This is a genomic window from candidate division WOR-3 bacterium, from assembly GCA_039803925.1.
Classification (GTDB): Bacteria; Hydrothermota; Hydrothermia; order Hydrothermales; family JAJRUZ01; genus JBCNVI01.
Genome location: JBDRZL010000002.1, coordinates 118,830 through 143,071, shown reverse-complemented (window position 1 = coordinate 143,071; position 24,242 = coordinate 118,830). Strand labels below are relative to the sequence as shown.

Genomic DNA, 24,242 nt, shown 5'->3' with positions numbered 1-24,242 from the left:
TAAAAAGGACTATAAAGGAACATTTTGTAGGAGTTATTTCTTGTAATCTTATTGAGCCAGAAAAGTTCAATGTAAATCCCATAAATCTTTAAATAATTTTTCTCCCCTTCTTTTATTTTTTAAAAACATATATTAATAATCCTTATCAGTCTAAAATGTTATGGTATTCTATAAAAACTTGAAATTTTGAAAAATTTAAATTAAAATTAATAATTAATAAAAATTGAAAGGAGAAAATATGTGGGCAATTATTGAATTTAAAGGAGAACAATTCTTTGTGAAAGAAGGAAAAAGAATTTTAGTTCCCCTTCTTCCTGATGTAAAAGAAGGGGATGAAATTGTTATTGATAAGGTCCTTTTACTTAAAGAGAATGGAAAATATAAAATAGGTTCACCTTATCTTGAGAATGTAAGGGTGAAAGCAAGGGTTTTGAATCCTTTGAAAAAGTTAAAAAAAGTAATTGTTTTTAAAATGAAACCCAAGAAAAATTACAGGAGAAAGAAAGGACACAGGCAGAAGGTTACAGAGGTTAAAATAGAGAAAATTGAAATTTAAAAGGAGGTAGAAAAATGGCACATAAAAAAGGAATGGGTTCATCAAAAAACGGAAGGGATTCTCATTCCAAATACCTGGGAATAAAGAGATGGGATGGAATGTTTGTTAAAGCTGGAGAAGTACTTGTTAGGCAGAGAGGCACAAGATTCTGGCCTGGCTGGAATGTTAAAAGAGGAGGAGATGATACTTTATTTGCTTTAAAAGAAGGGTTTGTAAAATTTGAAAGGAAAAAGAATAGAGTCTATGTATCTGTGTATTCAGAAAACGAACTTTCTAATTGAGAATTACAAAGGTTTTCACAGGTAAGGGGGACGAGGGTTTTTCTTCTTACTGGAAAAACAAATTAGAAAGAAAAGATTCTAAAATATTCCATGCGCTTGGAGATTTAGATGAATTAAATTCACTTCTGGGTTTCTGTTACTTCTACTCTCAGGATCAAGATTTAAAAGAGGAAGTTGAAAAACTTCAAAAACTTATCTTTATTGCAGGGGCTCAGCTTATTATTCCTGAAGAAGAAAAAGGTCCAGAATTGAATGAAAATATTCTTAAGGAAATGGAAGAAAAAATTTATAAATTAAGTGAGAGTTTGGGACCCCTTAAAGAGTTCATCCTACCATCAGGAAATCTGGCATCTTTATATTTTCATTTAGCAAGAGCTGTTTCAAGAAGAGCTGAGAGGAGTGTAGCTGCTCTTCTTGATGAATTTAAATCAGCTAAAGTTGTCTTAAAATTTCTTAATAGATTATCTGATTATTTATTTTTGCTTGGAAGAGAAATTACAAGGAGGGAGGGTGGGTATGAAAGAACTCTCGGTTCTTTTAAACCCTAAAAGTGTTCTTTTAATAGGAGCTTCAAGAAAAGAAGGAAGTGTAGGATATGTGACTTTAAAAAATATGATACTTTCAGGTTATAAGGGGACTATTTATATTGTTAATCCAAATGCTGAAAGTATTTTAGGAAATAAATGTTATAAAAAAATAGAGGATGTTCCCGATATTCCAGAACTTGCAGTTATTCTTGTCCCTTCTTTATATGTTCCTGAAGTTTTAAAAGCCTGTTCTGATAAAGGAATAAAAGTTGCTATTATAATAAGTGCAGGTTTTAAAGAAGCAGGTCCTGAGGGAGAAAAACTTGAAAAGGAAATAGAAAAAATTTCAAAAGAAAGGGGAATAAGAATTTTAGGTCCCAACTGTATAGGTGTGATTAATACTGATCCAGAAGTAAGATTTACAACAAATTTTGCAAGTGATATGCCAAAGGAAGGTGAAATTTCTTTTATATCACAGAGTGGAGCAATCTGTGTGGCGATTCTTGATTTTGCAAAATCAAGGGGTATTGGGTTTTCAAAGGTTATAAGTATGGGTAATAAAGTTGATATAGATGAAGTTGAACTTCTTGAATATCTTGGAAATGATGATAAAACTAAAGTTATTCTGATGTATATTGAAGAATTAAAAAACGGAAGAAAGTTTATTGAAGTTGCAAAAAGGGTGTCTAAGAAAAAACCAATTTTAGCCTTAAAAGCTGGAATGAGTCCTGAGGGTGCAAGAGCTGTTTCCTCTCATACTGGTTCTCTTGCAGGAGAACCACTTGTTTATAGAACAGTTTTTAAACAGGCAGGAGTTATTGAAGTTAGTTCTCCTTTAGAACTTTTTGAATATGCTTCACTTTTTGCTTCTCAACCTTATCCAAAGGGAAATAGTGTTGGAATAGTTACAAATGCAGGAGGACCTGGAATTGTTGCAACCGATGCTTTAATTGAAAATGGTTTAAAAGTAAATGAACTTTCAGAGGAGACAAAAAATAAAATTAAACCCTTTGTATCTCCACATGCTTCTTTAAAAAATCCCGTAGATTTACTTGCTGAAGCAGATGCTGAAAAATTTGAAGTTGCAGTAAAGGCGCTTTATGAGGATAAAAATATTGATGCTGTTTATTTTTTAATGGCGCCGCAGAGAATGATTGATATAGAAAAAGTTGCAAGGGTTATTTCAAATTATGCAAAAAGAAAAGAAAAAACTTTTGTGACTGTTTTAATGGGTGTTGTGGATGTAGAAAAAGGTGTAAATATTTTGAGAGAAGAGGGTATTCCATTTTATAGATTTCCTGATGTGGCAGCAAGGGCTCTGGCTCATTCCCTTAAATATTCTAATTTTATAAAGGAAAGAAAGGAAACATATAGGAATTTTGAACTGGATCAAAGTATTAAGGAGTACTTAAAGAAAAATAAAGGTAAAGGTTTTATTGATCTTGATTTATGTTTTGAAATTCTTGAAAGAGCAGGTTTTGAGCTTTTGCCATGGAAAAGGGCTTTTAATGAAGAGGATTTAATAAAAAAAATCAAAAAAATCGGGTTTCCCTGTGTTTTAAAAATTGCCTCAGGAGAAGTTGTTCATAAAATGGATGAAGGTGGAGTGATTCTTGATATAAAAGATGAAAAGGAACTTTTAAATTCTTATAGAAAAATGAAAGAAAGATTCAAGAAAAAAATTAAAAATTATGAAAAAGTTATCATCCAGAAAATGGTTAAAGGTGATTTTAAGGAAATAATTCTTGGTTTAAAAAAGGATGAAAGGTTCGGTCATATTTTATTATTTGGGCTCGGAGGAATTTTTGTGGAGGTTTTTAAGGATGTAACCTTCAGACTAAGTCCTGTTTCAGTGGAAGAAGCTGATGATATGATAAGAGAAATAAAGTTTTATCCATTTTTAAAAGGTGTAAGAGGTGAAAAGGAGCGGGATATTGAGAAAATAAAGGATTTTATATTGAGACTTTCTTTTCTCTCTCAATTTGCTACTGAAATAAAAGAAATGGATTTAAATCCTGTTTTTGTATTTGAAAAGAGAAAAGGAGCCTTTATTGCAGATGCGAGGATAAGAGTTTAATTTAAAATTTTTTTTTCTTCCTTAGTATTTTTCTCAGTATCTTCTTTTATTTCTTTAATAGAATCTTCAGTTTCTCTTAAGGCTTTTCTAAACTCCTTTAAAGCGGTTCCAAGACCTCTTGCAAGTTCTGGCAATTTTTTAGCCCCAAAGAGAAGTAAAATAATTAAAAAAATTAATAATATTTCTTGAAAACCTATATTCATTTTTTTTCTCGGTTTTAAATGGATTTGAACCTTTTTAAAAACAAGTATATTATAATATATAATTAAATAAATATTCAAATGGTGGGCGTAGCTCAACTGGTTAGAGCGCTGGACTGTGGCTCCAGAGGTTGGGGGTTCGAGTCCCCTCGCCCACCTTATGCCCCCGTAGCTCAAAAGGAAAAGAGCGCCTGGCTTCGGACCAGGAGGTTGCGGGTTCAAATCCCGCCGGGGGTTTATAAAAATTCTTAAAAATAGTATAATTTGAAATTTAATTTTTATTTTTCCTAAAATTTACCTTACCCTTAGGGTCCAAATCCCTTATTAATTAATATTTTTAAATGGAAGTCCATTACTACGATTTGATTATCTTAGGTTCTGGTCTTGCTGGATTAAGAGCAGCTCTTGAGGCTTCAAGAAAATCAGATGGTAAAGTTAAGATAGCTTTAATTTCAAAAGTTCAGTTAATCCGTTCTCATAGTGTTTGTGCAGAGGGGGGGACCGGGGCTGCTATAAATCAAGCTGATGGAGATTCTCCCCTTTTACATGCATGGGACACAGTTAAAGGTTCTGATTTTCTTGCTGATCAGGATGTTGTTTTCAGATTTGTTGAGAAAATAATTGAAGAAATCTATTTACTTGAACACTGGGGAATCCCATGGTCAAGAAGGGAAGATGGGAGAATAAATCAAAGACCATTTGGAGGGCATTCTTACCCAAGAGCTGTTTTTGCAGAAGATAAAACAGGATTTTTTGAAATGCATACCCTTTATAACAGATTACAGAAATATGATAATTGGGATAGATTTGATGAATATTTTGTTACAAAACTTTTAATTAAGGATGGTAAATTTCATGGGTGTGTTGCCTACAATATGAGTGGCGGTGAAATGGCTTGTTTTTACGGTAAAGCCTGTATAATAGCAACAGGAGGAGCTGGAAGAATTTATGCTTTTACAACATTCTCTCACAGTGTAACAGGAGATGGTTACGCACTTGCCTTCAGGGAAGGTATACCTCTCAAGGATATGGAATTTATGCAATTTCATCCAACGGGTCTTGTTCCTTCGGGGATTCTCATAACAGAGGGTGCAAGGGGTGAGGGTGGATATCTAAAAAATAATAAAGGTGAAAGATTCATGGAAAAATATGCACCTAAAATGATGGAACTTGCTCCCAGAGATATAGTATCCCGGTCTATGATGACAGAAATAAGAGAGGGAAGAGGTTTTGAAGGTCCTGATGGATTGGATTATATTCATCTTGATTTAACTCATCTTGGAAAAGAAAGATTACTGGAAAGATTACCTCTTGTAAGAGAAGTCGGAATAAAATATGTGGGTATAGATATAATTGAAAAACCTCTTCCTGTGAGACCTGTCCAGCATTATACAATGGGAGGAATACATTGTGATATTGATGGAAAGGTTTATGGAACTTCAAATATCTGGGCAGCAGGTGAAGTTGCCTGCTTGTCTCTGCATGGTGCAAATAGATTGGGTACAAATTCTACAGCAGAATGCCTTGTCTGGGGAGCAATAACAGGTGAAAAGGCAATTGAATATTTAAAAGAAGCTGAGGAGCCACAAAAAATGGAAGATATTGTAAAGGATGAATATGACAGAGTTTTCAATAAGCTTTTAGGGAAAAAGGGTTCTGAAAATTTATATGAAATAAGGAGAGAATTAAGAAAAACAATGGATACCCATGTGGGAGTTTTTAGAGATAGAGAAGGACTTGAAAAAGCTTTACAAAAAATTAAGGAATTGAAAGAAAAATATAAGTATATAAAATTGGTGGATAAAAGTAAGGTTTATAACACTGAGCTTATAAATGCTTTAGAACTTGAAAATATGCTTAATGTTGCTGAGGTGGTTACAGTTTCAGCTTTAAAAAGAGAGGAATCAAGGGGAGCACATGCAAGAATTGATTTTCCGAAAAGGGATGATGAGAAATTTTTGAAACATACTTTGGCTTATAAAGATGAAAAAGATGGTGTGAGAATAGAATATATCCCTGTAAATATAACTTACTGGAAACCTGAAGAGAGAAAATATTAAAAGGAGGGAATTAAATGAAAAAGAATTTTAAAGGAATTAAAGCATGGTTTTTGCCTGAAAAAAAGGCGAATTTTGAAAGATGGCTTTTTAGTTTTCACAGATTTACAGGAATTTTACTGATTCTTTATTTATGCCTTCATGTTATAGTTGTTGGTTCAAGAGCTTTTGGAAAGGATGCCTGGATAAGTGCAATGAAAATGGTAGGGTCAATTGGTGAAGGTTTTTATCATAACCTGGTTCATTTTCTTGAGTATCTACTTGTTCTTGTAGTTGGATTTCATGCAATAAATGGTTTAAGGCTTTTTATTACAGAATTCGGTTTTCTCTTAGGAAAACCAAAAAGACCAGAATATCCCTATGTTGCATCTTCTTTAAAAAGACCAAGAGTATTTTTATATTTTTTAATGATAGTTTTTTTTATTTATATAATTTTTGGATTCAAGGAGTTTTTTATTTTTAAATAGGAGGTAAGAATGAAAGCAAGATACTGGGTTTTACATTACCTCGCAGGTTTAATTCTTTTTGTTTTACTTTTAGGACATATATTTATGATGCATTTTTATAAGTTAATAGAAAAAATTGGTTATGGAAGAGATCCTCTTGAATGGGAGAGTGTTTTAGAAAGGGCAAGGAATGTTACTTTTAGCACCCTTTATATCTTATTTTTATTCTTCGCTTTATTTCATGGTTTTTACGGACTCAAGAATATACTAATTGAAACAGATTTTGGTAAAAGATATGAAAAAATAGTTGTTTATATTTTCTGGATTTTAGGAATATTTCTATTTATCTTTGGGACATATACAACAATAAAAGCAGGAGGGGTATAATGAAAGTTAAATTTATCATCAAGAGATATATACCTGAGCTTGCGAAAAATGGTTTTGATAAATATGAAATAGAAGTTAAAGAGGGAATGACTGTTCTTGATGTTTTACTTTATATAAAAGAAAATCTTGATCCAACTTTAAGTTTAAGGTTTTCCTGCAGAATGGGAATATGTGGTTCATGTGGAATGATTATAAATGGAAAACCAGAGCTTGCCTGTCATACTCAGATTAAGAAAATTGTTGAAAATGGAAAAATTAAGGTTGAACCAATTCCAAATTTAACTTTAATTAGAGACCTTGTTCCAGATTTACAGAGTGCCTTTATTAAACATAAAAAAATTAAACCCTATTTAATTAGAAAAGATGAAAAAGAACAGGAAAACCCAAAAAGAGAATATAAACAAACCCCTTCTGAACTACTTGAATATCTGCAATTCAGTTATTGTATTCAGTGTGGTCTCTGTATTTCTTCCTGTCCTGTATCTTCAACTGATGAAGATTTTTTAGAACCTTATGTACTTGCTCAGGCTTATAGATACTGTATTGATTCAAGAGATGAAGGCTTTTCTGAAAGGCTTAAAATTGTTTCCAAAAGCCATGGTGTTTTAAACTGTCATTTTGCTGGTGGATGTTCAAAAGCCTGTCCAAAGGGTGTTGACCCAGCTCTTGCAATTCAACTTTTAAAAAGATTGATATTAAAGAAAACTTTTGGTTTGTTAAAAGACAAAAGGGGAAATAATATTGTTCCTCCCTATCCTGAAGGACCAAATAAAGATAAAGTTCCAAAAGCTCCACCTAAATCTGTTTGATTATGATTAAGATAGAATGATTTTATTTTTTCTTCTAAGTCTTGCTTTTTCAGAAGGAGAGGAACTTGTATTTCATGTTTATTATGGCACTTTTGGGGCTGGAATTGCTTATTTGAGAGTTTTAAAATGTGATTCTATTTTTCATTTTCAGGCACAGGGACATACAAATAAATTTTTTTCAATCATTTTTTATGTTAATGATAGGATTGATACTTATTCAGATTCTAATTTTTTACCTTTAAAACAAGAAAAAAATCTGCATGAGGGAACATGGAAAAAAAGCATGTGGTATAAATTTGATTATGATAGCTTAAAAGTGTATGACTCAGATGGTAAAGTGAGTAAAATTGAAAAGAGTGCTTATGATGTTTTATCTATTTTTTATAAATTAAGGAACGAAAATTTTAAAATCGGAGATACACTTAAACTTCTTTTATTTGCAGATAGAAAGATTTATAAAATTTATACACTTGTGGAGAAAAAGGAAAAACTTAAAACTCTTATTGGTGAAAAAGATGCAATAAAACTTATATTACTTATGGAAAAATCAGGTGAATATAAAGGTAAATCAGGTCTAGAAGCGATTTTTGGTGGAAAGGGTGGACTTGAAATCTGGGTTTCTGATGATGAGAAAAAGGTTCCCCTTTATATGTCTACAAGAGTATGGTTTGGTTCTGTAAGGGCAGTTTTAAAGGAGATAAGAAAAATTGAAAATAGAAAATAAATATTATGTTGAATCTTTTTTAAATAAAATACTTTTTTATTATAAAATTGAGAATATTTTATATACCGGACAAACAAAATTTCAGAAAGTTGATATTTTAAGGGTTTCCTTACTTGGTAAAACAGTTTTTCTTGATGAAAAAATACAGAGTGCTGAATGTGATGAATTTATATATCATGAATCACTTGTTCATCCTGCCCTCCTTTTACATTCAAATCCAGAGTTTATATATATAGCAGGAGGTGGTGAAGGTGCGACTTTAAGGGAGGTTTTAAAACACAGAAGCGTAAAAAAAGTTAGAATGTGTGATATAGATGAAGAATTTGTTAACTTGTGTAAAGTGTATTTACCAGAATGGCATAGAAATTCATTTGATGATGAAAGGGCAGAAATTGTTTTTAAAGATGCAAGGGAGGATATAGAGTCTTTGAGTGATGATTCCTTAGATATTTATATATCAGATCTTACAGAACCAATAGAGGGTGGACCATCTGCTCTTTTATTTACAGAGGATTATTTCAAAATTCTTGATAAAAAATTGAGAAAAGGTGGTATAAGTGTTTTCCAGGCTGGGTCAACAGTTATATATTATTATGATTTCATTCTTTCACTTTATAAAACTTTAAAAGAAATTTTTCCCTCTGTTTTTATATATGAGATATTTGTACCCTCTTTTCATATGTCTTGGGGATTTGTAATTTCCTTTAAAGAAAATCTAAACTTAAAAGAAATTTTAAACAGATTAGAAAATAAAAGAGAAAATGAAATTTTTAAGTATTTGAATTTTTTAAATCCTGATTATGTAAAAAAAATATTCTTTTTACCTGAATATTTTAAATCATCATTAAATACCAAAGGAAGGATTTTGACTGATAAAACCCCTTTTATCTGGGAAGGAGATGTTTAAAAATTATTTTTTAACAAGAGGATTTGGTGTAGGAGAAACTAAACTTCTTTCTTTTGATAGAGCTTTAAGAAGTGCCAAAATAGAAAACTATAATCTTGTAAAAATTTCAAGTATTCTTCCACCAGGTGTTAAAAAGAAAAAAGAAGTTGATTTAGTTCCCTCTTCAATTCTTTATATAGCTTATGGTTATTTAATTTCTGATAAAAGGGGCGAGACAATTTCAGCTGTATGTGGAGTTGCAATACCTGAAAAAGAAAAAGACATTGGAATGATAATGGAGTGGAGTTCTTATGATAAAAAAGAAAAGGGTATAGAGGAGGTTAAAAGGATGCTTGAGACAGCAATGAATGACAGAGGAATAAGGATAAAAAAGATAGAAATTGTTTCTATTGAAAGAAAAGTTGAAGACTTTACCTGTGTTTTTGCAGGTTGTGCAATTTTTTAATTATTTATTTGAACTTTCATTTTTAAATTAATTATTATTAAATTCCCTAAAAAGGGTTCTAATCCCATTCTTAAATTGGAGTTAAAAAAGTTGAGAAAACTTAAAGGCATTTCATATTTTACTTCAGAATCAGTAACAGAGGGACATCCTGATAAACTCTGTGATCAGGTTTCAGATGCTATTCTTGATGCTATAATTGAAAAAGACCCTGATGCAAGGGTTGCATGTGAGTCTTTAACTTCAAGGGGAATGTTTGTTATTGCTGGTGAAATTACCACAGATTGTTATGTTGAAATACCTGATATTGTAAGAGAAACTATAAAATTAGCTGGTTATACTAATCCTGCTTATGGATTAGATTATGAAACTGTAGCTGTTCTTACTGCTATTCAATCACAGGCTCCTGATATTGCTATGGGGGTTGATACAGGTGGTGCAGGTGATCAGGGTATGATGTTTGGTTTTGCAATTAATGAGACTGAAGAACTTATGCCCCTTCCTATAATGCTTGCCCATAAACTTTGTAAAAGGCTCGCTGATGTGAGAAAAAATGGAACTTTACCCTATCTGAGACCTGATGGTAAATCTCAAGTGACAGTTAGATACATAGATGGAAAACCTGATAAGGTAACAGCAATTGTTCTTTCTGCTCAGCATGATCCTGATGTTTCAATAAAGGAGTTAAGGGAGGATTTGATTGAAGTTGTTATTGAGAAGATTATACCGAGGGAAATGATGGATGATAATGTGAAAATTTTTATAAATCCAACTGGTAGATTTGTAATTGGTGGACCACAAGCAGATACAGGTTTAACAGGAAGAAAGATTATGGTTGATACATATGGTGGATATGCAAGACATGGTGGTGGTTGTTTTTCAGGAAAAGATCCAACAAAGGTAGATAGATCTGCTTCTTATATGGCAAGGTATCTTGCTAAAAATATAGTTGCTTCAGGAATTGCAGAGACCTGTGAAATTCAGATTGCTTATGCCATAGGTGTAGCTGAACCTGTTGCTCTATATGTAAATACTTATGATACTGGAAAAGTACCTGAAGAAAAAATTGTTAAGTTTATAAGAGAAAGATTTGATCTCACTCCAAGAGGTATAATAGATTTTCTTGAATTAAGGAGACCCATTTACAAGAGAACTGCTTGTTATGGGCATTTTGGGAGAGAAGAGGAGGGATTTACCTGGGAAAGAACCGATAGCAAGGAAGAATTTAGAGAACTGTTATAATTAAACTATATTGGCAATATAAAGAAAATAAAAATATATAGATAATAAAAGGGAATCAATACGATCAAGAAAACCTCCGTGGCCTGGTAAAATATTGGAGGAATCTTTTACACCCATTTCCCTTTTCAGCATAGATTCCCATAGGTCACCAAAAAAAGCAAAAAAAGAAATAAAAATTCCAGGGATTATATTTTTTAGAGTATTTTCCCTGAAAAAAAATGAAAAAATTATTGAAAAAATTAAAACTGATAAAAAACCGCCAAGAAATCCTTCAATAGTTTTATTCTGGGAAATTCTTTCCCAGATTTTTCTTTTACCAAACAAATTCCCCGCAAAATATGAAAAAGAATCAAAAAATATTACACATCCTAATAAAAAAATTATATGTTTTAACCCAAAAAGTGTTCTTATTTGATAAAATAAAGTTGAAGGAATAACTAAATAAAATATTGACACAATACTAGATGCCAAAAAATTAAATCCTTTTCTTTTTTCTGCTGAAAGAAACGATAAAAAAAAGAAAATAACAATCATTAACATTAATAGTGAAAGCCTTATAGGAGGGAAGAAAATAATAAATGGAAAGAAAATTAAATCAACAATAAAAATTAAATGGGGATTAATTATAAAACCAGTATTATATAAGATTCTTAAATATTCCCATAGAGCAAAGAGTAAGAATATAAAAATTAAAAAAAAGAGAGGTAAAGTACCAAGTAATGTTAATAATAAAACTATAAAAAATAAAACTAATCCGGTTATTATTCTAAGAAAAAAGCCTCCCAAATTTTCTTTTCCTCCTCGTATATTCATCAATTGCCTTTAAAAAATCCTCTCTTCTAAAATCAGGCCAGTATTTTTCTGTAAAATATAGTTCTGTATATGCAATTTGAAATAAGAAAAAATTGGAAATTCTCATTTCCCCACTTGTCCTTATTAAAAAGTCAGGGTCAGGAACTTCAGGCATATATAAATATTTTTTAAATTCTTCTTCATTTATCTCTTTTTTTCCATTTTTTAAAATTTTATTTATTGCATCAATTATTTCTCTTCTTCCTCCATAATTAATAGCAAGTATAAGGAACATATCTTTATTATCCTTTGTTTTTTCCTCTGCTTCCTCTATTATTTTTTTTGTTTTTAAAGGCAACTCTTCCCTGCTCCCCACAACTTTTAATCTTATTCCATTTTTAATCAAAAATTTAAGTTCTTTTTTTGCGACTGATTCAAGGAGATTAAAAAGTCCTTTAACTTCTTCTTCAGGCCTCTGCCAATTCTCAGTGGAAAAAGTAAAAAGTGAAATGTATTTTATTCCAATTTCTCTTGCAGTTCTAACAATTTCCCTTACAGATTCAATCCCCTCTTTATGTCCAAGTATTCTCGGTAAATTTCTCTCCTTTGCCCATCTGCCGTTTCCATCCATTATTATAGCTATATGTTGAGGTATTTTCATTCTTCCATTATTTCCTTTTCCTTTATTTTTATTATTTCATCAACTTCTTTTGTTTTTTCCTCTGTTAAATCCTGAACCTTTTTCTTTAATCTTTCAGCATCATCCTCTGAAATTTCTCCCTTATCTTTTTTTTCTTTTATTTTATCCATTAAATCCCTTCTTATGTTTCTTAAGGCAATTTTTGAATCTTCCCCAAATTTTTTAACAAGTTTTACAAGTTCTCTTCTCCTTTCTTCAGAAAGAGGTGGTATCGGAATCTTTATAACACCACCTTCAACCTTTGGATTAAGTCCTATTCCACTTTTTAAAATTGCTTTTTCAATTTCACCTATTACATTTTTGTCATAGGGTTTTATAACAATTAATCTTGGTTCTGGTACACCAATACCTGCAATTTGGATTATTGGGATCTCCTGCCCGTAGTAATTAACTTTAATACTTTCAAGAATATGGGGAGAGGCTCTTCCTGTTCTTAATTTTTTAAGTTCATCCTTTAAATTGTTAATGGTTTTAACCATCCTCTCGCTACCATCTTTAATTATTTCCTCCATTTTTAATAATAAATAATTCAAAGGGATTTGAACCTTAAATTATCATTTTATCAAAAATAATATTTAAATTCAAAGATTTAACTCAAAAACAGGGTCACAGGATTTTGTATTTTTTAAATCCGGTAAATCTTCCCTGCATAATCCAATTTTTTCACAAAAATTTTTTGCTTCTTTTACAAGTTTTTCAAGAATTTCTCTTCTAAAATCATAGCTTAAATACCTATAACCCCTTACTTTCTTTTTTTCCCATGGTAAATTTTCTAAATGAGGAAATATCTCTTTCATTCTTAAAAAATTATCCGGTTTTGCTTTATATGTTGAAAAAACAACCATAAAAACTCCATTAAGATTTTTTAAAATTTTACAAGCTATATCCTTTTTATCATTGTATCCAGGAATAACCGGATCTATTCTTATACAAACTTTTATTCCTTCCCTTATTAATTTTCCTGCTGCTTTTATTCTCTCACTAACAGGTGGTGCAAATGGTTCAACTTTCCTTGAAATTTCATCTGAATAATGGGTAATTGTAAAAGATACAAAGGAGTTCATTTCTCTAAGTATATCAATATCCCTTAAAACAAGTGGTGACTTTGTTATTATTGAAACTTTAAAATTTTTTTCTTTTAATAGAATAAGGGTTTTCCTTGTTAAAAGTAATTTTTTTTCAATTTCTGGATAAGGGTCAGAGGAAGAGGAAAGGTTGAAAGGATAAACATTTTTTATTTTTTTAATTTCCCTTTTTATAATCTCAACATAATTTTTTTTTAATCTTAATTTGAATCCATCTCTTATATAACTTGTTATATAACAGTATCTGCATCTGTGATTACAACCTGTATAGGGATTGATGGTATATTTTTTTTCACAGGTACAGAGACCATCTTTAAAAGGGTCAAATAAACTTATATATCCCATTATTCTGATTTTAAAATTTTGTAATATTTTTTAAGTTTTGAGAGAACTTTTTCGTGAACAGTTTGAGGATTTTTGTTAAAAACTATTCTTATCGCTTCATCAATATTTTTAACTGCTATAATCTCTATTTTACCTCTTTTTATAAACTCAAGAACTTCGTCCTGAAGACAGAGATTTGTTATATTTGATTCAGGAATTATTACCTTAAATTTTCCTTTAAATTCTTTATATTTTAGAGCTCTATAAATTCCTTCAATTTTTTCATTTAATCCACCAACTGCCTGAACTTCTCCAAATTGATTTATAGAACCAGTTACTGCACAGTTTTGGTAAATAGGATATTCTGAAAGAGATGATATTATTGCAAGAAGTTCTGCAAGAGATGCGCTGTCCCCTTCTACACCCTCATAGGTTTGTTCGAAAACAATTCTTGCTGTCATATAAATAGGAAAATTTTGTCCGTATTTATACCCAAGATAACCTCTTAATATCTGTGTTCCTTTTGTATGAATAGGACCGGATAATTCAGCTTCCCTTTCAATATCTATTACTCCCTCTTTACCTGCTGAGCATGTTGCAGTTATCCTGACTGGTCTTCCAAACACTATTTGTCCATAAGTAAGAACAGTAAGTCCGTTTATTGTTCCAACCTTTTTACCTTCAAAATCAATTTGAATTATTCCTTTTTTAATCCATTCAAAATATGTTTCTTCAATTTCAGTTTCTTTAAATCTATTTTTAATAATTTCCCTCACATGATTTTCTTTTATTTCCTTTTTATTTTCACTTTTAGCAAGGAAATTTGCTTCCCTTAAAAGGTCACATATTGCTCCAAAATTTGTTGAAAGTTTGTTTTGATTTTCTGCGAGCCTTGAAGAATACCACAAAATTTTTTTAATTGACTTTATATCTGGATATAAAAGTTTTTCTTTATCACAGAAAGTTTTTATAAATCTTAAATAATCAGTCAAATTTTCTTGATTTTTTTCCATAACAGTCTTAAATTCTATATGGACTTTAAATAATTCGTTAAAATCAGGATCATTTTCCTTTAAGTGGAAAAAAGTATAGGGAGTTCCTATAAGAATCACCTTTCCGCTAAAAGGGACTGGCTCTGGCTTTATGGTTTTGGTTGTGTGGATATTTTCCTCTTCTGATAAATTTTCAATTAAAATTTTTCCTGATTTTAAAGTCCATTTCATAAAGGTGTAAGCTGGTTCAATTTTTAAAAGTTCTTCAGCAGGAATAATTAAGAAACCTCCATTTGCTCTGTGAAAAGCACCTGGTATTATTCCAGAAAAATCAAGTGTTGGATTTTCAAGAACTCTTTCAATTCTTCCTATTATTCTTGAAAGGGTTGGGTGAGTTTCAAGAACAATTGGAGCACCTTTCTGATTTGAATTATCCACAAAAAGGTGAACTTTATATTTTTCTTTAAAAAAGGAATAGGCTTCATCGGGTTTTGAAGTTATATAGTCTAAATTTTCTAAAATATCCTGTACTGAATTTTTTACATATTTTATAATGTCCTCATTATTTAGATATTTTCCAATTAAAGGTGGAAAAATAGTTAATAAAGTTTTTGCTCCGAACTCTGATAGTAAATTTCTTATTTTTTCTTTAAAATCTTCGTTTATTTTTTCTATTTCAGAAACCCTTAAGGCAATTTCCCTTCTTATTTCTTCAAATTTCTTTTCAAATTCTTCTTTCTCCGGTTGAGTGAGCTCCGAATACTCTTCTGGTGTTAAGACTTTGCCTTTTAATAGAGGGAATAAGTCAAAACCGTTTTCTTTTGCTTTTATGAGAATATTTAGTTCCCTCGCTTTCCCATAGATTTTATTAAGGATATTTTCCCTTTGCCTTAATAAATTTTTAAAAATTTTTTCCTTTGCTTCATTAAATTCCCTTTTTTTTGTAATTTCTTTTATTTCTTCGAGACTTTCATTTATAGCATCTTCAAAATCCTTTTTAAATTTTTTACCTTGTCCATTTTCCAATAATATTGCTTTCGGAGAAAATGGATTTTCGTGTGAAAACACATATATAACATCAGGTGGAGGAGAAATTTTTTCAGCTATTTTTGACACGTATTCCAGCACCATACTTGTCCTTCCGCTTCCCGGTTTGCCTGATACAAAAATATGGTGACTTTTTGAACTTATTTTTAATCCGAATTCCATACTTTTAACTGCTGCTTTTTGACCTATAAATCCTTCAAGGGGTTTTAAACCCTTAATATTTTTAACTTTTATTTCTAAGTTTCTAATATAGTCAAGGTCTTTTTGGTTGAGAGTTTTCATATAGATTTATTTTATAATAATTCAACATGGGATTAAAAGGACATCCTTTTGAAAAAATAATCCTTTTTGTTCTTGACGCCATTTCACTTTTTCTTGGATTTAAAACAGCATATTGGCTTCGTTTTCAGAGTGGATTTATTCCCCTATGGAGGAAACCTGTACCTTATGAGGTTTATTTGAAATCATTTCTGGTTGTCTTTATTGTAGGACTTTTAATTTATTTGTCAAAAGGAATTTATGAGAAAGAAAAAAACCTAAATCTTTTTGATTCTTTTTTTGAAATTTTAAAGGTTAATTTTTTGTATATTCTTTTTATTACATTTATCTCTTTCTATTACAGGCAGATTTTATATTCAAGGCTTGTAGTATCTTTTTATTTTATTTTTATTTCCTTCTATGAGTTTATTTTCAGATTTATATTCAGAAGTGTTATTAAAATTTTATTTAAAAAGGGGATTATAAAAAAGGACGCAATAATAGTGGGGGAAGGAGATATATTAAGGGCTATAAGGTCAAAGATTGAGGAAAGGCCTGAACTGGGTTTAAAAATTAATAAAATTTTAACTGCTGAGGAATTTATTAATGGAGAAGAAAATCCAGCAGAAGGAAACATACTTATTCTTGCCATACCTTTTGATAAACAGTTTTTAATACCTGAAATTATAAAAAAAATAGAAAAGAAAAAAATGGAAATTTACTTTGCTCCTGATATATATGAACTTATGTTAATGGGAACTGATACACTCTCTTTTGATGGTATTCCCCTTTTAAAGTTGAAAGAAAAGGGATTAAGTCTATACCAGAGATTTTTAAAAAGAACCTTTGATATTGTGTTTTCTTTTACTCTTTTAATCCTTCTTTTTCCTCTGTTTGTTCTTATTGCTATAATAATAAAATTAACTTCAAAAGGTCCTGTTTTTTATAAACAGGAAAGGGTAGGAAAGGATGGTAAGGTATTTATGTTATATAAATTCAGAACGATGTATGTTGGAGCCGACAAAGAACCAGAACCGAAGTTTACAAGTCCCTCTGATCCAAGAGTTACGAAAATAGGAAGAATTTTAAGAAAATTTAGTATTGATGAATTCCCCCAGTTCATAAATGTTCTGAAAGGAGATATGAGTATAGTGGGTCCAAGACCTGAAAGACCATTTTTTGTTGAAAAGTTTAAAAAAGAGATACCAAGATATGATGAAAGACACAGGGTAAAAGGTGGTATAACAGGATGGGCACAGGTTCACGGATGGCGTGGTGACACATCAATAGAGGAAAGGTTGAGATATGATCTTTATTATATTGACAACTGGTCTTTCCTATTAGATTTAAAGATTATTTTAAAAACAATTTTTATCTTTTTATCTCAGAAAAACGCTTATTAAAAAATTAATTCAAATATTAAAAAATGTAAAAAGGAAATTAAAGTAACAAAAGTAATTGTTCTTAAAATTTTAAATTTAATAAACCTGTATGTTAAAAAAATTGTTATTAATGTAAATAAAAATTGTGATATAAGATAAGATAAACAGGCTCCTTTTAGTTCAAATTTGGGAATAAAAACTGAATTAACAATAACCGTAAAAGGAATTAAAATAAGGTGATAGGGAATGATATAGGAATGTTTGTTTTCTGCAATAAGAAAGGAATAAAAGAAATAATTAAGTGTTGGAAAGGGAATAAATAGGAGTAAAAATTTAAGAAGTGGTAAAGCTGTGTAATACTTGTGTAAAAATCTTTTTATGACAAAAAAAGCCATTGGGTAAAAAATAATTATAAGAAGTGATACTAAGATTAAATAAATATATATTATGTAATCTCTTTTTATAATAAATTCACTTAAAGAACCCTCTTTTGCTTTTTTTCTTGTAAGAAAAGGTAAAAATATAGTTGCAACAGCTATGGGTACCTGAAATATAAGATTTAAAAAGTTCATTGCCATTGCATATATTCCAAATTCTCTTCTACCATAAATTCCAAGAATGAAAACTCTATCAATTGAAAATAAAAAAATATTTAATACACCGATAAAGAAAATAGGAAAGCCAACCTGAAAAAGAGATTTTAAATCTTCAAATTTAATTTTAAAATTAAAAAAAATAATTCTTGTGAAAAAATAGGCGAAAAAGAAAAGAATAAAATGGGATATACCAAAACCTAATACTGCTCCTTCTGCCTTAAAATAAATAGAGAAAAATATTACGAAAACAATAAAATTTATTGAATCAAAGATATTTAAAAAGGATAGTTCCTTAAACTTTTCAAGTCCCTTCATTGCAAATCTGTAAAATTCTTTTAAAAAATAAAAGGGTATAAGTGGAAGAGTTATAAAAAAGGATTTTCTGAAAAATTCTGAGGAAGTAATTGAGGATAAAAGAAGAATAATAATACTTAAAAGAGAAATTAAAAAAGTAAAAGAAAATGTTGTATTTAAAAGAGATTTCAATTTATCCTCTTTTTGAAGTTCCCTATAAAAGGGAATCTCTCTCTGAAGCCCCTGAAAGATTCCCATATGCAAATTTATGAGATAGGAAATAAAAAGTTTATAAGCAGAAAATCCTCCATAACCTTCCGGTTCAAGAATTTTTGCTACTAAAAATCCACCCAGAGCACTTATTACAAAAGAAATAGTATTTGCACCAGCAAAAATTACTGTATCCTTGATAATTTTTTTCATTTTTGTTATATTTAATTGTGAGAAAATTACCATTATTATACGGTATATTTGGTTCAAAAGATGATAATTTACTTTACAAAATAGAAAGGTCCATTTTGGGAGGGGTTAAAATTTTTCAATTGAGAATGAAGGGAGCTCCAAGAGAAGAAATTATAAAAATAGGCAAAAATGTAAAAAAATTATGTGAATTTTTCGGTGTTATTTTTATTGTAAATGATGACCCTGAAATTGCCCTTTTACTTCAGGCAGATGGTGTTCATATAGGTAAGGATGATGCTGATATAGCTTATGTAAGAAAAAAAATAGGTAATAAAATTCTTGGTGTTTCCTGTTATGATAGTATAGAAAGGGCAAGGGAAGCTGAAGGTCTTGGAGTCGATTATGTTTCCATGTCTTCTCCCTTTCCTTCTCCAACGAAAAAAGATAAAAAGATAGTTCCTTTTGAGACTATAAAAAAAGCAAAAGATGTTTTAAAAATTCCCCTATATGTAATTGGTGGAATAAATAAAGATAATGTTTCTCTTTTATTAAGCAAAGTAAAATGTGGTATTTGTGCTATCTCTGGTATTTACGAAGGAGAAGACCCTTTTATCAATGCCTTTGAAATGAGGGAGAAAATTCTTTTATACAATGAGGGTTCTCTCACCTTCTAAAATAAATTTTGGTTTATGGATTTTATTTAAAAGAGATGATGGTTTTCACGAAATAAGGTCTATTTTTATTCCAATTGATTTGTGTGATGAAATTGAAATAAATTATTCCGAGCTCACAAGGATAACAGCAACTGAAGGTCCAATTGGTGATGAGAATATAGTTTTTAAGACACTAAAAATTATGAGCGAAGAGACCGGAAAATTTTTAAGTGCAGATATTTTTATAAATAAGAAAATTCCAATAGGGGGTGGGCTCGGAGGTGGTAGTTCAAATGCTGCAAGTATTATGAAAGCTGTAAATGAGATGTATGAATTGAAGCTTGGTATTGAGGAAATGTTAATTATAGCAGAAAAAATTGGTTCTGATGTTCCCTTTTTTATTTTTCAGGAACCGGCAATTGTAAAGGGAAGAGGAAATGAGATTAAAAAAATTGATTTAAAATTTCCCTTTTATTTTCTCATCCATTATCCTGGTTTTAAAATAGATACAAGGTGGGCGTATAATGCTATATCCAGGAACCTATCAGAGAATATAAGTAAAAAAGAAGAGGATTTTGATAAAGTTGTTTCTTTATTAAAAGAGAATAAATATCATGAGGCACTTTATAACATTGAAAACGATTTTGAAAAAATAATTTTTAAAGAATTTCCTGAATATAAAACTTTAATTGATTTTTATAAAGAAAAAGGGGCTTTAAAAAGTTTTTTAACAGGTAGTGGTTCTTGCCTTGTATCAGTTTTTGAGGATAAAATTAATATTGAAGCTCAAAAAGGAAAGGTTTTCTGGTGCAGACAGTGGGGCGTCGTCTAATCGGCAGGACATGGGATTTTGGATCCCAGAATGGTGGTTCGAATCCACCCGCCCCAGTTTATAATTTAAAATGAAAACTTTTTTATTAATATTTCTTATTAAAGCAGCAGATTCACCCTTTAAGGATTTGCCCCATCCTGACTCCTTTGATTTTGTGATTGCACTTAATTCTGATGTTGGTAACAATTTTGAACCCTGTGGATGTGGAAATCCACCCTTTAGAGGAGGAGAACTTTCAAAGAGAGTTTTTGTTATAAAAAGATTGAAGGATAAATACGGTAAGAAACTCCTTACCTTTGATACAGGAAATTATGTGAGCCCATCTTCTAACAGAAATCTTTTAAAGATTTTTAAAGATATATTGAAGATGATGGATATTAAAGCAATGGCTTTTCTTAACAGAGAAGCTATATCAAGAAAGGAGGATATTGAATATCTTGTAAGAAATTTGAAGTACCCCTATTTTAATATGAATTCAGAGTACAGAGAACTTTTAACTCCTTATGAAAACTTTATATTAAGTGGAATAAAAATTTATTTTACCTCTTATATTCCTAAAGGTTCATTATCACAGCTTCCAGAATATGAAAAAAATATATTTGATAAATTAAAAGAAAAACTAAAAAAAGAAAGTTCAATTCTTTTTATAGTTACTCCCTATAATACTGAATTACCCTTTGATTCAAATTGTAATGTTTTCAATATTATAGGTAATTCAAGTAAATTTGAGGTTAGTTTTAAAAAGGAAAAGGGAATTTATTCTTTAACTATTTCAAGATATGGTTTATACATGCCTCTCCTTTTCTTTGCAAAAAAAGGTAATAAAATTGAGGTTAAGAAAGTTCTCAATATTCCCCTTGATAACAAAATTGAAAAGGATTTAGAGGTAGAGAAATTAAAGGAAAAATGGGAAAATATGAGAAAAAAGGAAATGGAGGAGATTAGGAAAAAATTTATGGAGAGGTCACAAAGGGAAAATAGTTTTCCTTTATCTTCAGCCTGTAAAAACTGTCATATTCAGGAATATTTAAAATGGAAAAACACAAAACATTCAAAAGCAATTGATGTTCTTATTTCTTTAAAAAAAGAAAGGGACTTTAAATGTTTATCCTGTCATACAACAGGTTATGGTAAAGTGGGTGGTTTTCAATCAATGGAAAGTTCAAAGGAACTTGCAAATATCCATTGTTCTGAGTGTCATTATGTTGATTTAAGAAATCATTTAAGTGATAAAAAAGCTATTACATATAAAGAGGAAAACTGCAGGAAGTGTCACAATCAGGATCAGAGTCCTGATTTTGAATATGCTAAGTACTGGGAAAAAATAAGGCATTAATTTTTTTATTTTTTCTTTTTCTTTAAAGTATCAACCTTTACTGTATCTATAAAGGGACCAAAAATTTCAAAAGTTTTTGAACTTCCAATATTTTCCCATTTGTCCATTGCTTGAAAAAGTACATTTATTTTTTTTTCAGGTGGTGATAATTTAAATTCGAAAGGGGGTATTGTATCAATTATAAATTCTTTACCATCCACAATCATTTTTACCCATTTAATTTTTGAATTATCTTCAACTTCTAAGGATATTTTAATAGTGTCTCTTATAGTATCTTTGTCTTTTAAGTTAATTACCTTAATTTTTGGATTTTCAAAATCCGGTTTTCCAGGTGGTGGTGCTTTATAGCCGCAGGAGGAAAATATGAAAAGGAGAAATATCTTTTTAGAAAATTTCATTATTTTTAATATATAATAATAGCATGGAAAATATCACTCCCACAAGGATGAATATGTTGATTAAAAAAAGGCAGATAAAAGTAGCAGAAAGTGGTGCTTCTTTGCTGAAAAATAAAAGAGATGCTCTGCTTTCTGAATTTTTGAATCTCATAAAACCGCTTCTAAAGGAATATAAGGAACTTGATGAAATACTTACAAAAGCTGTTAATACCTTAATTTTTGCTCTCGGAAAGGATGGTTCAGAAGAATTGAGATCCGCTGCCCTTGCTTCAGCTAAGGAACTTATACTTAAAATGAAGGAAAAAAAAGTATGGGGTGTTTCAATACCTGAGATTGAAAAGAAAGATGGAAAGAAAAATATACTTTTAAGAGGTTATAGTCCCTTTTCAGTTACAACAAGAATTGACGAAACAGCTGATTCTTTTGAAATTTTGATAGATAAGATTCTTTCAATTGTTCCTCTTGAAATTAGGTTTAAAAGAATAGGTGAAGAAATAAAAAAAACAACAAGGAGAGTTAATGCTCTTGAGCAGAAAATAATACCACAACTTAAGGAAGAAGTTAATTATATAAGAAGAGTACTTGAGGACAGAGAAAGAGAGGATAAATTCAGAATGAAACTTTTAAAGAAAAAGAGGGTTTAAAAATGGCTTTAATGCAATCCATTAGAAAAAACGCAAGATTAGTGCTTTTATTTATGGCCTTTGCCTTCATCTTATGGATTTTTCTTGAATTGGGAATGAATATTGCAGGTATTCAGATTGTAAAACCTTACCAGAGGGGTATAATAGCTGAAATAGATAAATTGCAGGTTAGTTATGATGCTTACCAGAATTTATTGAATGATTTAATAGAAAAAGAAAGAGAAGCAAAAGGTGATTTGAGTGATAGGGATATGATGATTCTTGAGACAAAGGCTTTTAATGAACTTTTATTTAAAATAAGATTTTCAGAAATTCAGAAAAAAAGAAAGTTAATTATTGATGATCAGCTTTTAAATACAATAATAATGAACCTTCCTCCCCCTCAGATACTTAGAGATAGTTCCTTCTGGAAAAAGGATTCTTTTGACATTAAAAAATATCAGGAATTTTTACAAAATCCTGAAAATAGGGAACTTGTTTTAGCTTATGCTAAAAATATTACAGAATCCTATCCAGTTGAACTTATGAATCTTGACATCACATCTATGATTCACATTCCAAGAGATGAAGTAGAAAAGGAACTTTTTAATAGACTTACAGGTTTCACTTTTAAGTATTATCAAATACCATATTTTCAAATACCTGATACTTTATTTAAATTCAATGATGATACTTTAAAGAAATATTATGAAAAAAATAGAAAGGAATTTAAGAAAAAGAGTTTTTATAAAATAGGTTATGTAAAAATTGAATTTAAACCTTCAAAACTTGATACTGAAAGTGTCTTGAAAGAACTGGAAGAAATAAAGAATCTCTTAATAAATAAAGAGATTGACATTGGTGAAGCAAAAACTTATACAAGAATTTTAAAATATAGAAAAGACACAACTTTCATAGCAAATGAAAAATCAAGAAAATATGGAATTTTAAATAAGTATAAGGAAAAAGAAATTACAAATCCTGAAATATTAGGTGACACAGCCTTTTTATTCAGTATTGAGGAAAAGAAAGAAAAGGAAATAAAGTATAAGGTTTTAGTGAGCTTTTTTATTAATACATCTTATGAAACAAGATCAAGCTTAAGAGAAAAAGCTAAAAATGTTTTTGAGATAGCAAAAAGTGAAGGTCTTAAAAAAGGTGCAGAATCATATAAACTTGAATATAAAGAAACTACTGAAGTTCCCTTTGATATTCCCTTTATTCCTGGTATAGGAGATTATGAAAATATAAAAAAATGGATAGAAAAATCAAAAGTCGGTTCTCTTCAAAAATTCTGGACACCTGAAGGGTTTTATATTATAGAGATTCTTAAAAAATCCCCTGAAAAATATGAAGAATTTGAAGAGGCAAAAAGCAAGGTGAAATTTATGTTTTTAAAGGATAAGAAAGAGAAGATGGGTTTAAATATTGCTGAAAAAATTATAAAGGGTGAGGATTATGATAAAAATTTAGTTATTGTTAGGGATTTTAATAATGTAAATTTCTATGATAGGGTCTTTGGTATAGCTGATCCTGATAGAATTTTGGGGACTCTTGTAAAAATGGAAAAAGGTGAAAAGAAAAAAGTGAATGTTCCTGGTTCTGTTATAGTTATTGAATTGATTGATAAAAAGGAGCCTTCTCCTGATGAAGTATCAGCAAAGATTAATGATTACTATCAGAATTATCTCTCAGACTTACAGAGAAAAATTTTTAATTCATTTCAGCAGGAATTGATAAGTAAGGAAGGTGTAAAAGATTATAGGTCAAATCTTCTGGAATAATTTATTAATATATTCTATTTTTAATCAGCTTGTTTCTACTTACAAACTTAAAGATATATATTTCCTTGAACCAAAGGTTTTTAGCAATA

The 24,242-nt window shown here is 30.0% G+C and carries 26 protein-coding genes and 3 tRNA genes; 21 read left to right on the top strand and 8 right to left on the bottom strand.

The window, feature by feature from the left end; genetic code table 11:
- Positions 1 to 238: 238 nt before the first annotated feature.
- From rplU to ABIN17_01830, 4 genes are read left to right on the top strand one after another with little or no spacing between them, the layout of a single operon-like run.
- Positions 239 to 556 carry a 50S ribosomal protein L21 gene (gene rplU, locus ABIN17_01845; GenBank protein MEO0283801.1) on the top strand — a complete coding sequence of 106 codons (318 nt, stop codon included), beginning with the start codon at positions 239 to 241 and terminating at the stop codon, positions 554 to 556.
- 14 nt (positions 557 to 570) lie between these two features.
- Positions 571 to 837 (top strand): 50S ribosomal protein L27, encoded by a 267-nt coding sequence (gene rpmA, locus ABIN17_01840; GenBank protein ID MEO0283800.1) that lies wholly within the window; start codon positions 571 to 573, stop codon positions 835 to 837.
- Entirely contained in the window at positions 834 to 1,385 is a 552-nt protein-coding gene (locus tag ABIN17_01835) for a cob(I)yrinic acid a,c-diamide adenosyltransferase (GenBank protein ID MEO0283799.1), read from the top strand. The genes rpmA and ABIN17_01835 overlap by 4 nt, the downstream gene beginning before the upstream one ends.
- Complete coding sequence (locus ABIN17_01830; GenBank protein MEO0283798.1) at positions 1,354 to 3,441, top strand: acetate--CoA ligase family protein; 2,088 nt, start codon at positions 1,354 to 1,356, stop codon at positions 3,439 to 3,441. The genes ABIN17_01835 and ABIN17_01830 overlap by 32 nt, the downstream gene beginning before the upstream one ends.
- Here ABIN17_01830 and tatA read toward each other — a convergent pair.
- Positions 3,438 to 3,644 carry a twin-arginine translocase TatA/TatE family subunit gene (gene tatA / locus ABIN17_01825; protein ID MEO0283797.1) on the bottom strand — a complete coding sequence of 69 codons (207 nt, stop codon included), beginning with the start codon at positions 3,642 to 3,644 and terminating at the stop codon, positions 3,438 to 3,440. The two genes, ABIN17_01830 and tatA, sit on opposite strands and share 4 nt — an antisense overlap.
- 81 nt (positions 3,645 to 3,725) lie before the next feature.
- Between tatA and ABIN17_01820 the strand changes: the two genes are divergently transcribed.
- From ABIN17_01820 to metK, 10 genes are all read left to right on the top strand, one after another.
- A tRNA-His gene (locus tag ABIN17_01820) sits at positions 3,726 to 3,799 on the top strand.
- A gap of 4 nt (positions 3,800 to 3,803) precedes the next feature.
- Positions 3,804 to 3,878, top strand: a tRNA-Arg gene (locus ABIN17_01815).
- A gap of 104 nt (positions 3,879 to 3,982) precedes the next feature.
- Positions 3,983 to 5,701, top strand: a complete 1,719-nt coding sequence (locus ABIN17_01810) for a succinate dehydrogenase/fumarate reductase flavoprotein subunit (protein MEO0283796.1) — start codon at positions 3,983 to 3,985, stop codon at positions 5,699 to 5,701.
- 14 nt (positions 5,702 to 5,715) lie between these two features.
- Complete coding sequence (locus ABIN17_01805; GenBank protein MEO0283795.1) at positions 5,716 to 6,165, top strand: hypothetical protein; 450 nt, start codon at positions 5,716 to 5,718, stop codon at positions 6,163 to 6,165.
- A gap of 9 nt (positions 6,166 to 6,174) precedes the next feature.
- Positions 6,175 to 6,531, top strand: a complete 357-nt coding sequence (locus ABIN17_01800; protein ID MEO0283794.1) for a hypothetical protein — start codon at positions 6,175 to 6,177, stop codon at positions 6,529 to 6,531.
- A complete protein-coding gene (locus tag ABIN17_01795) occupies positions 6,531 to 7,340 on the top strand; it encodes a succinate dehydrogenase iron-sulfur subunit (protein MEO0283793.1) in 810 nt (269 codons plus the stop codon). The genes ABIN17_01800 and ABIN17_01795 overlap by 1 nt, the downstream gene beginning before the upstream one ends.
- 16 nt (positions 7,341 to 7,356) lie before the next feature.
- The gene (locus tag ABIN17_01790) at positions 7,357 to 8,064 is read left to right on the top strand and encodes a DUF3108 domain-containing protein (protein MEO0283792.1); all 708 of its coding nucleotides are present in this window, start codon (positions 7,357 to 7,359) and stop codon (positions 8,062 to 8,064) included.
- Positions 8,048 to 8,971, top strand: coding sequence for a spermidine synthase (locus ABIN17_01785; GenBank protein ID MEO0283791.1), 924 nt, complete (start codon positions 8,048 to 8,050; stop codon positions 8,969 to 8,971). Before ABIN17_01790 ends, ABIN17_01785 begins: the two co-directional genes overlap by 17 nt.
- Entirely contained in the window at positions 8,964 to 9,416 is a 453-nt protein-coding gene (locus tag ABIN17_01780; protein ID MEO0283790.1) for an arginine decarboxylase, pyruvoyl-dependent, read from the top strand. The genes ABIN17_01785 and ABIN17_01780 overlap by 8 nt, the downstream gene beginning before the upstream one ends.
- 90 nt (positions 9,417 to 9,506) lie before the next feature.
- The gene (metK, locus tag ABIN17_01775) at positions 9,507 to 10,655 is read left to right on the top strand and encodes a methionine adenosyltransferase (GenBank protein ID MEO0283789.1); all 1,149 of its coding nucleotides are present in this window, start codon (positions 9,507 to 9,509) and stop codon (positions 10,653 to 10,655) included.
- Here metK and ABIN17_01770 read toward each other — a convergent pair whose 3' ends face one another.
- From ABIN17_01770 to ABIN17_01750, 5 genes are all read right to left on the bottom strand, one after another.
- Entirely contained in the window at positions 10,656 to 11,468 is an 813-nt protein-coding gene (locus ABIN17_01770) for a phosphatidate cytidylyltransferase (GenBank protein ID MEO0283788.1), read from the bottom strand.
- Positions 11,422 to 12,108 carry an isoprenyl transferase gene (locus ABIN17_01765; protein ID MEO0283787.1) on the bottom strand — a complete coding sequence of 229 codons (687 nt, stop codon included), beginning with the start codon at positions 12,106 to 12,108 and terminating at the stop codon, positions 11,422 to 11,424. Before ABIN17_01765 ends, ABIN17_01770 begins: the two co-directional genes overlap by 47 nt.
- Positions 12,105 to 12,659: a ribosome recycling factor gene (frr, locus tag ABIN17_01760; GenBank protein ID MEO0283786.1), complete on the bottom strand. Its 555-nt coding sequence runs from the start codon at positions 12,657 to 12,659 to the stop codon at positions 12,105 to 12,107. Before frr ends, ABIN17_01765 begins: the two co-directional genes overlap by 4 nt.
- A 69-nt stretch (positions 12,660 to 12,728) precedes the next feature.
- Positions 12,729 to 13,577 carry a spore photoproduct lyase family protein gene (locus ABIN17_01755; protein MEO0283785.1) on the bottom strand — a complete coding sequence of 283 codons (849 nt, stop codon included), beginning with the start codon at positions 13,575 to 13,577 and terminating at the stop codon, positions 12,729 to 12,731.
- The gene (locus ABIN17_01750; protein ID MEO0283784.1) at positions 13,577 to 15,877 is read right to left on the bottom strand and encodes an AAA family ATPase; all 2,301 of its coding nucleotides are present in this window, start codon (positions 15,875 to 15,877) and stop codon (positions 13,577 to 13,579) included. Before ABIN17_01750 ends, ABIN17_01755 begins: the two co-directional genes overlap by 1 nt.
- 26 nt (positions 15,878 to 15,903) lie before the next feature.
- On the opposite strand from ABIN17_01750, the gene ABIN17_01745 reads away from it, so the two are divergent.
- A complete protein-coding gene (locus tag ABIN17_01745; GenBank protein ID MEO0283783.1) occupies positions 15,904 to 17,256 on the top strand; it encodes an undecaprenyl-phosphate glucose phosphotransferase in 1,353 nt (450 codons plus the stop codon).
- Here ABIN17_01745 and ABIN17_01740 read toward each other — a convergent pair.
- Complete coding sequence (locus ABIN17_01740; GenBank protein ID MEO0283782.1) at positions 17,253 to 18,548, bottom strand: oligosaccharide flippase family protein; 1,296 nt, start codon at positions 18,546 to 18,548, stop codon at positions 17,253 to 17,255. The genes ABIN17_01745 and ABIN17_01740 overlap by 4 nt on opposite strands.
- Positions 18,549 to 18,565: 17 nt before the next feature.
- Here ABIN17_01740 and thiE point away from each other — a divergent pair, with 17 nt between their 5' ends.
- From thiE to ABIN17_01720, 4 genes are all read left to right on the top strand, one after another.
- Positions 18,566 to 19,201 (top strand): thiamine phosphate synthase, encoded by a 636-nt coding sequence (gene thiE / locus ABIN17_01735; protein ID MEO0283781.1) that lies wholly within the window; start codon positions 18,566 to 18,568, stop codon positions 19,199 to 19,201.
- On the top strand, positions 19,179 to 20,012 hold the full coding sequence (gene ispE / locus ABIN17_01730; GenBank protein ID MEO0283780.1) for a 4-(cytidine 5'-diphospho)-2-C-methyl-D-erythritol kinase: 834 nt from the start codon (positions 19,179 to 19,181) through the stop codon (positions 20,010 to 20,012). The genes thiE and ispE overlap by 23 nt, the downstream gene beginning before the upstream one ends.
- Positions 19,998 to 20,069: transfer RNA gene (locus tag ABIN17_01725), tRNA-Gln, on the top strand. Before ispE ends, ABIN17_01725 begins: the two co-directional genes overlap by 15 nt.
- 13 nt (positions 20,070 to 20,082) lie before the next feature.
- A complete protein-coding gene (locus tag ABIN17_01720) occupies positions 20,083 to 21,348 on the top strand; it encodes a cytochrome c family protein (protein MEO0283779.1) in 1,266 nt (421 codons plus the stop codon).
- A gap of 5 nt (positions 21,349 to 21,353) precedes the next feature.
- Here ABIN17_01720 and ABIN17_01715 read toward each other — a convergent pair whose 3' ends face one another.
- Positions 21,354 to 21,746, bottom strand: coding sequence for an Ig-like domain-containing protein (locus ABIN17_01715; protein ID MEO0283778.1), 393 nt, complete (start codon positions 21,744 to 21,746; stop codon positions 21,354 to 21,356).
- A gap of 23 nt (positions 21,747 to 21,769) precedes the next feature.
- On the opposite strand from ABIN17_01715, the gene ABIN17_01710 reads away from it, so the two are divergent.
- Positions 21,770 to 22,390, top strand: a complete 621-nt coding sequence (locus ABIN17_01710; protein ID MEO0283777.1) for a V-type ATP synthase subunit D — start codon at positions 21,770 to 21,772, stop codon at positions 22,388 to 22,390.
- Between the two features lie 2 nt (positions 22,391 to 22,392).
- A complete protein-coding gene (locus ABIN17_01705) occupies positions 22,393 to 24,153 on the top strand; it encodes a SurA N-terminal domain-containing protein (protein ID MEO0283776.1) in 1,761 nt (586 codons plus the stop codon).
- Positions 24,154 to 24,242: the final 89 nt, after the last annotated feature.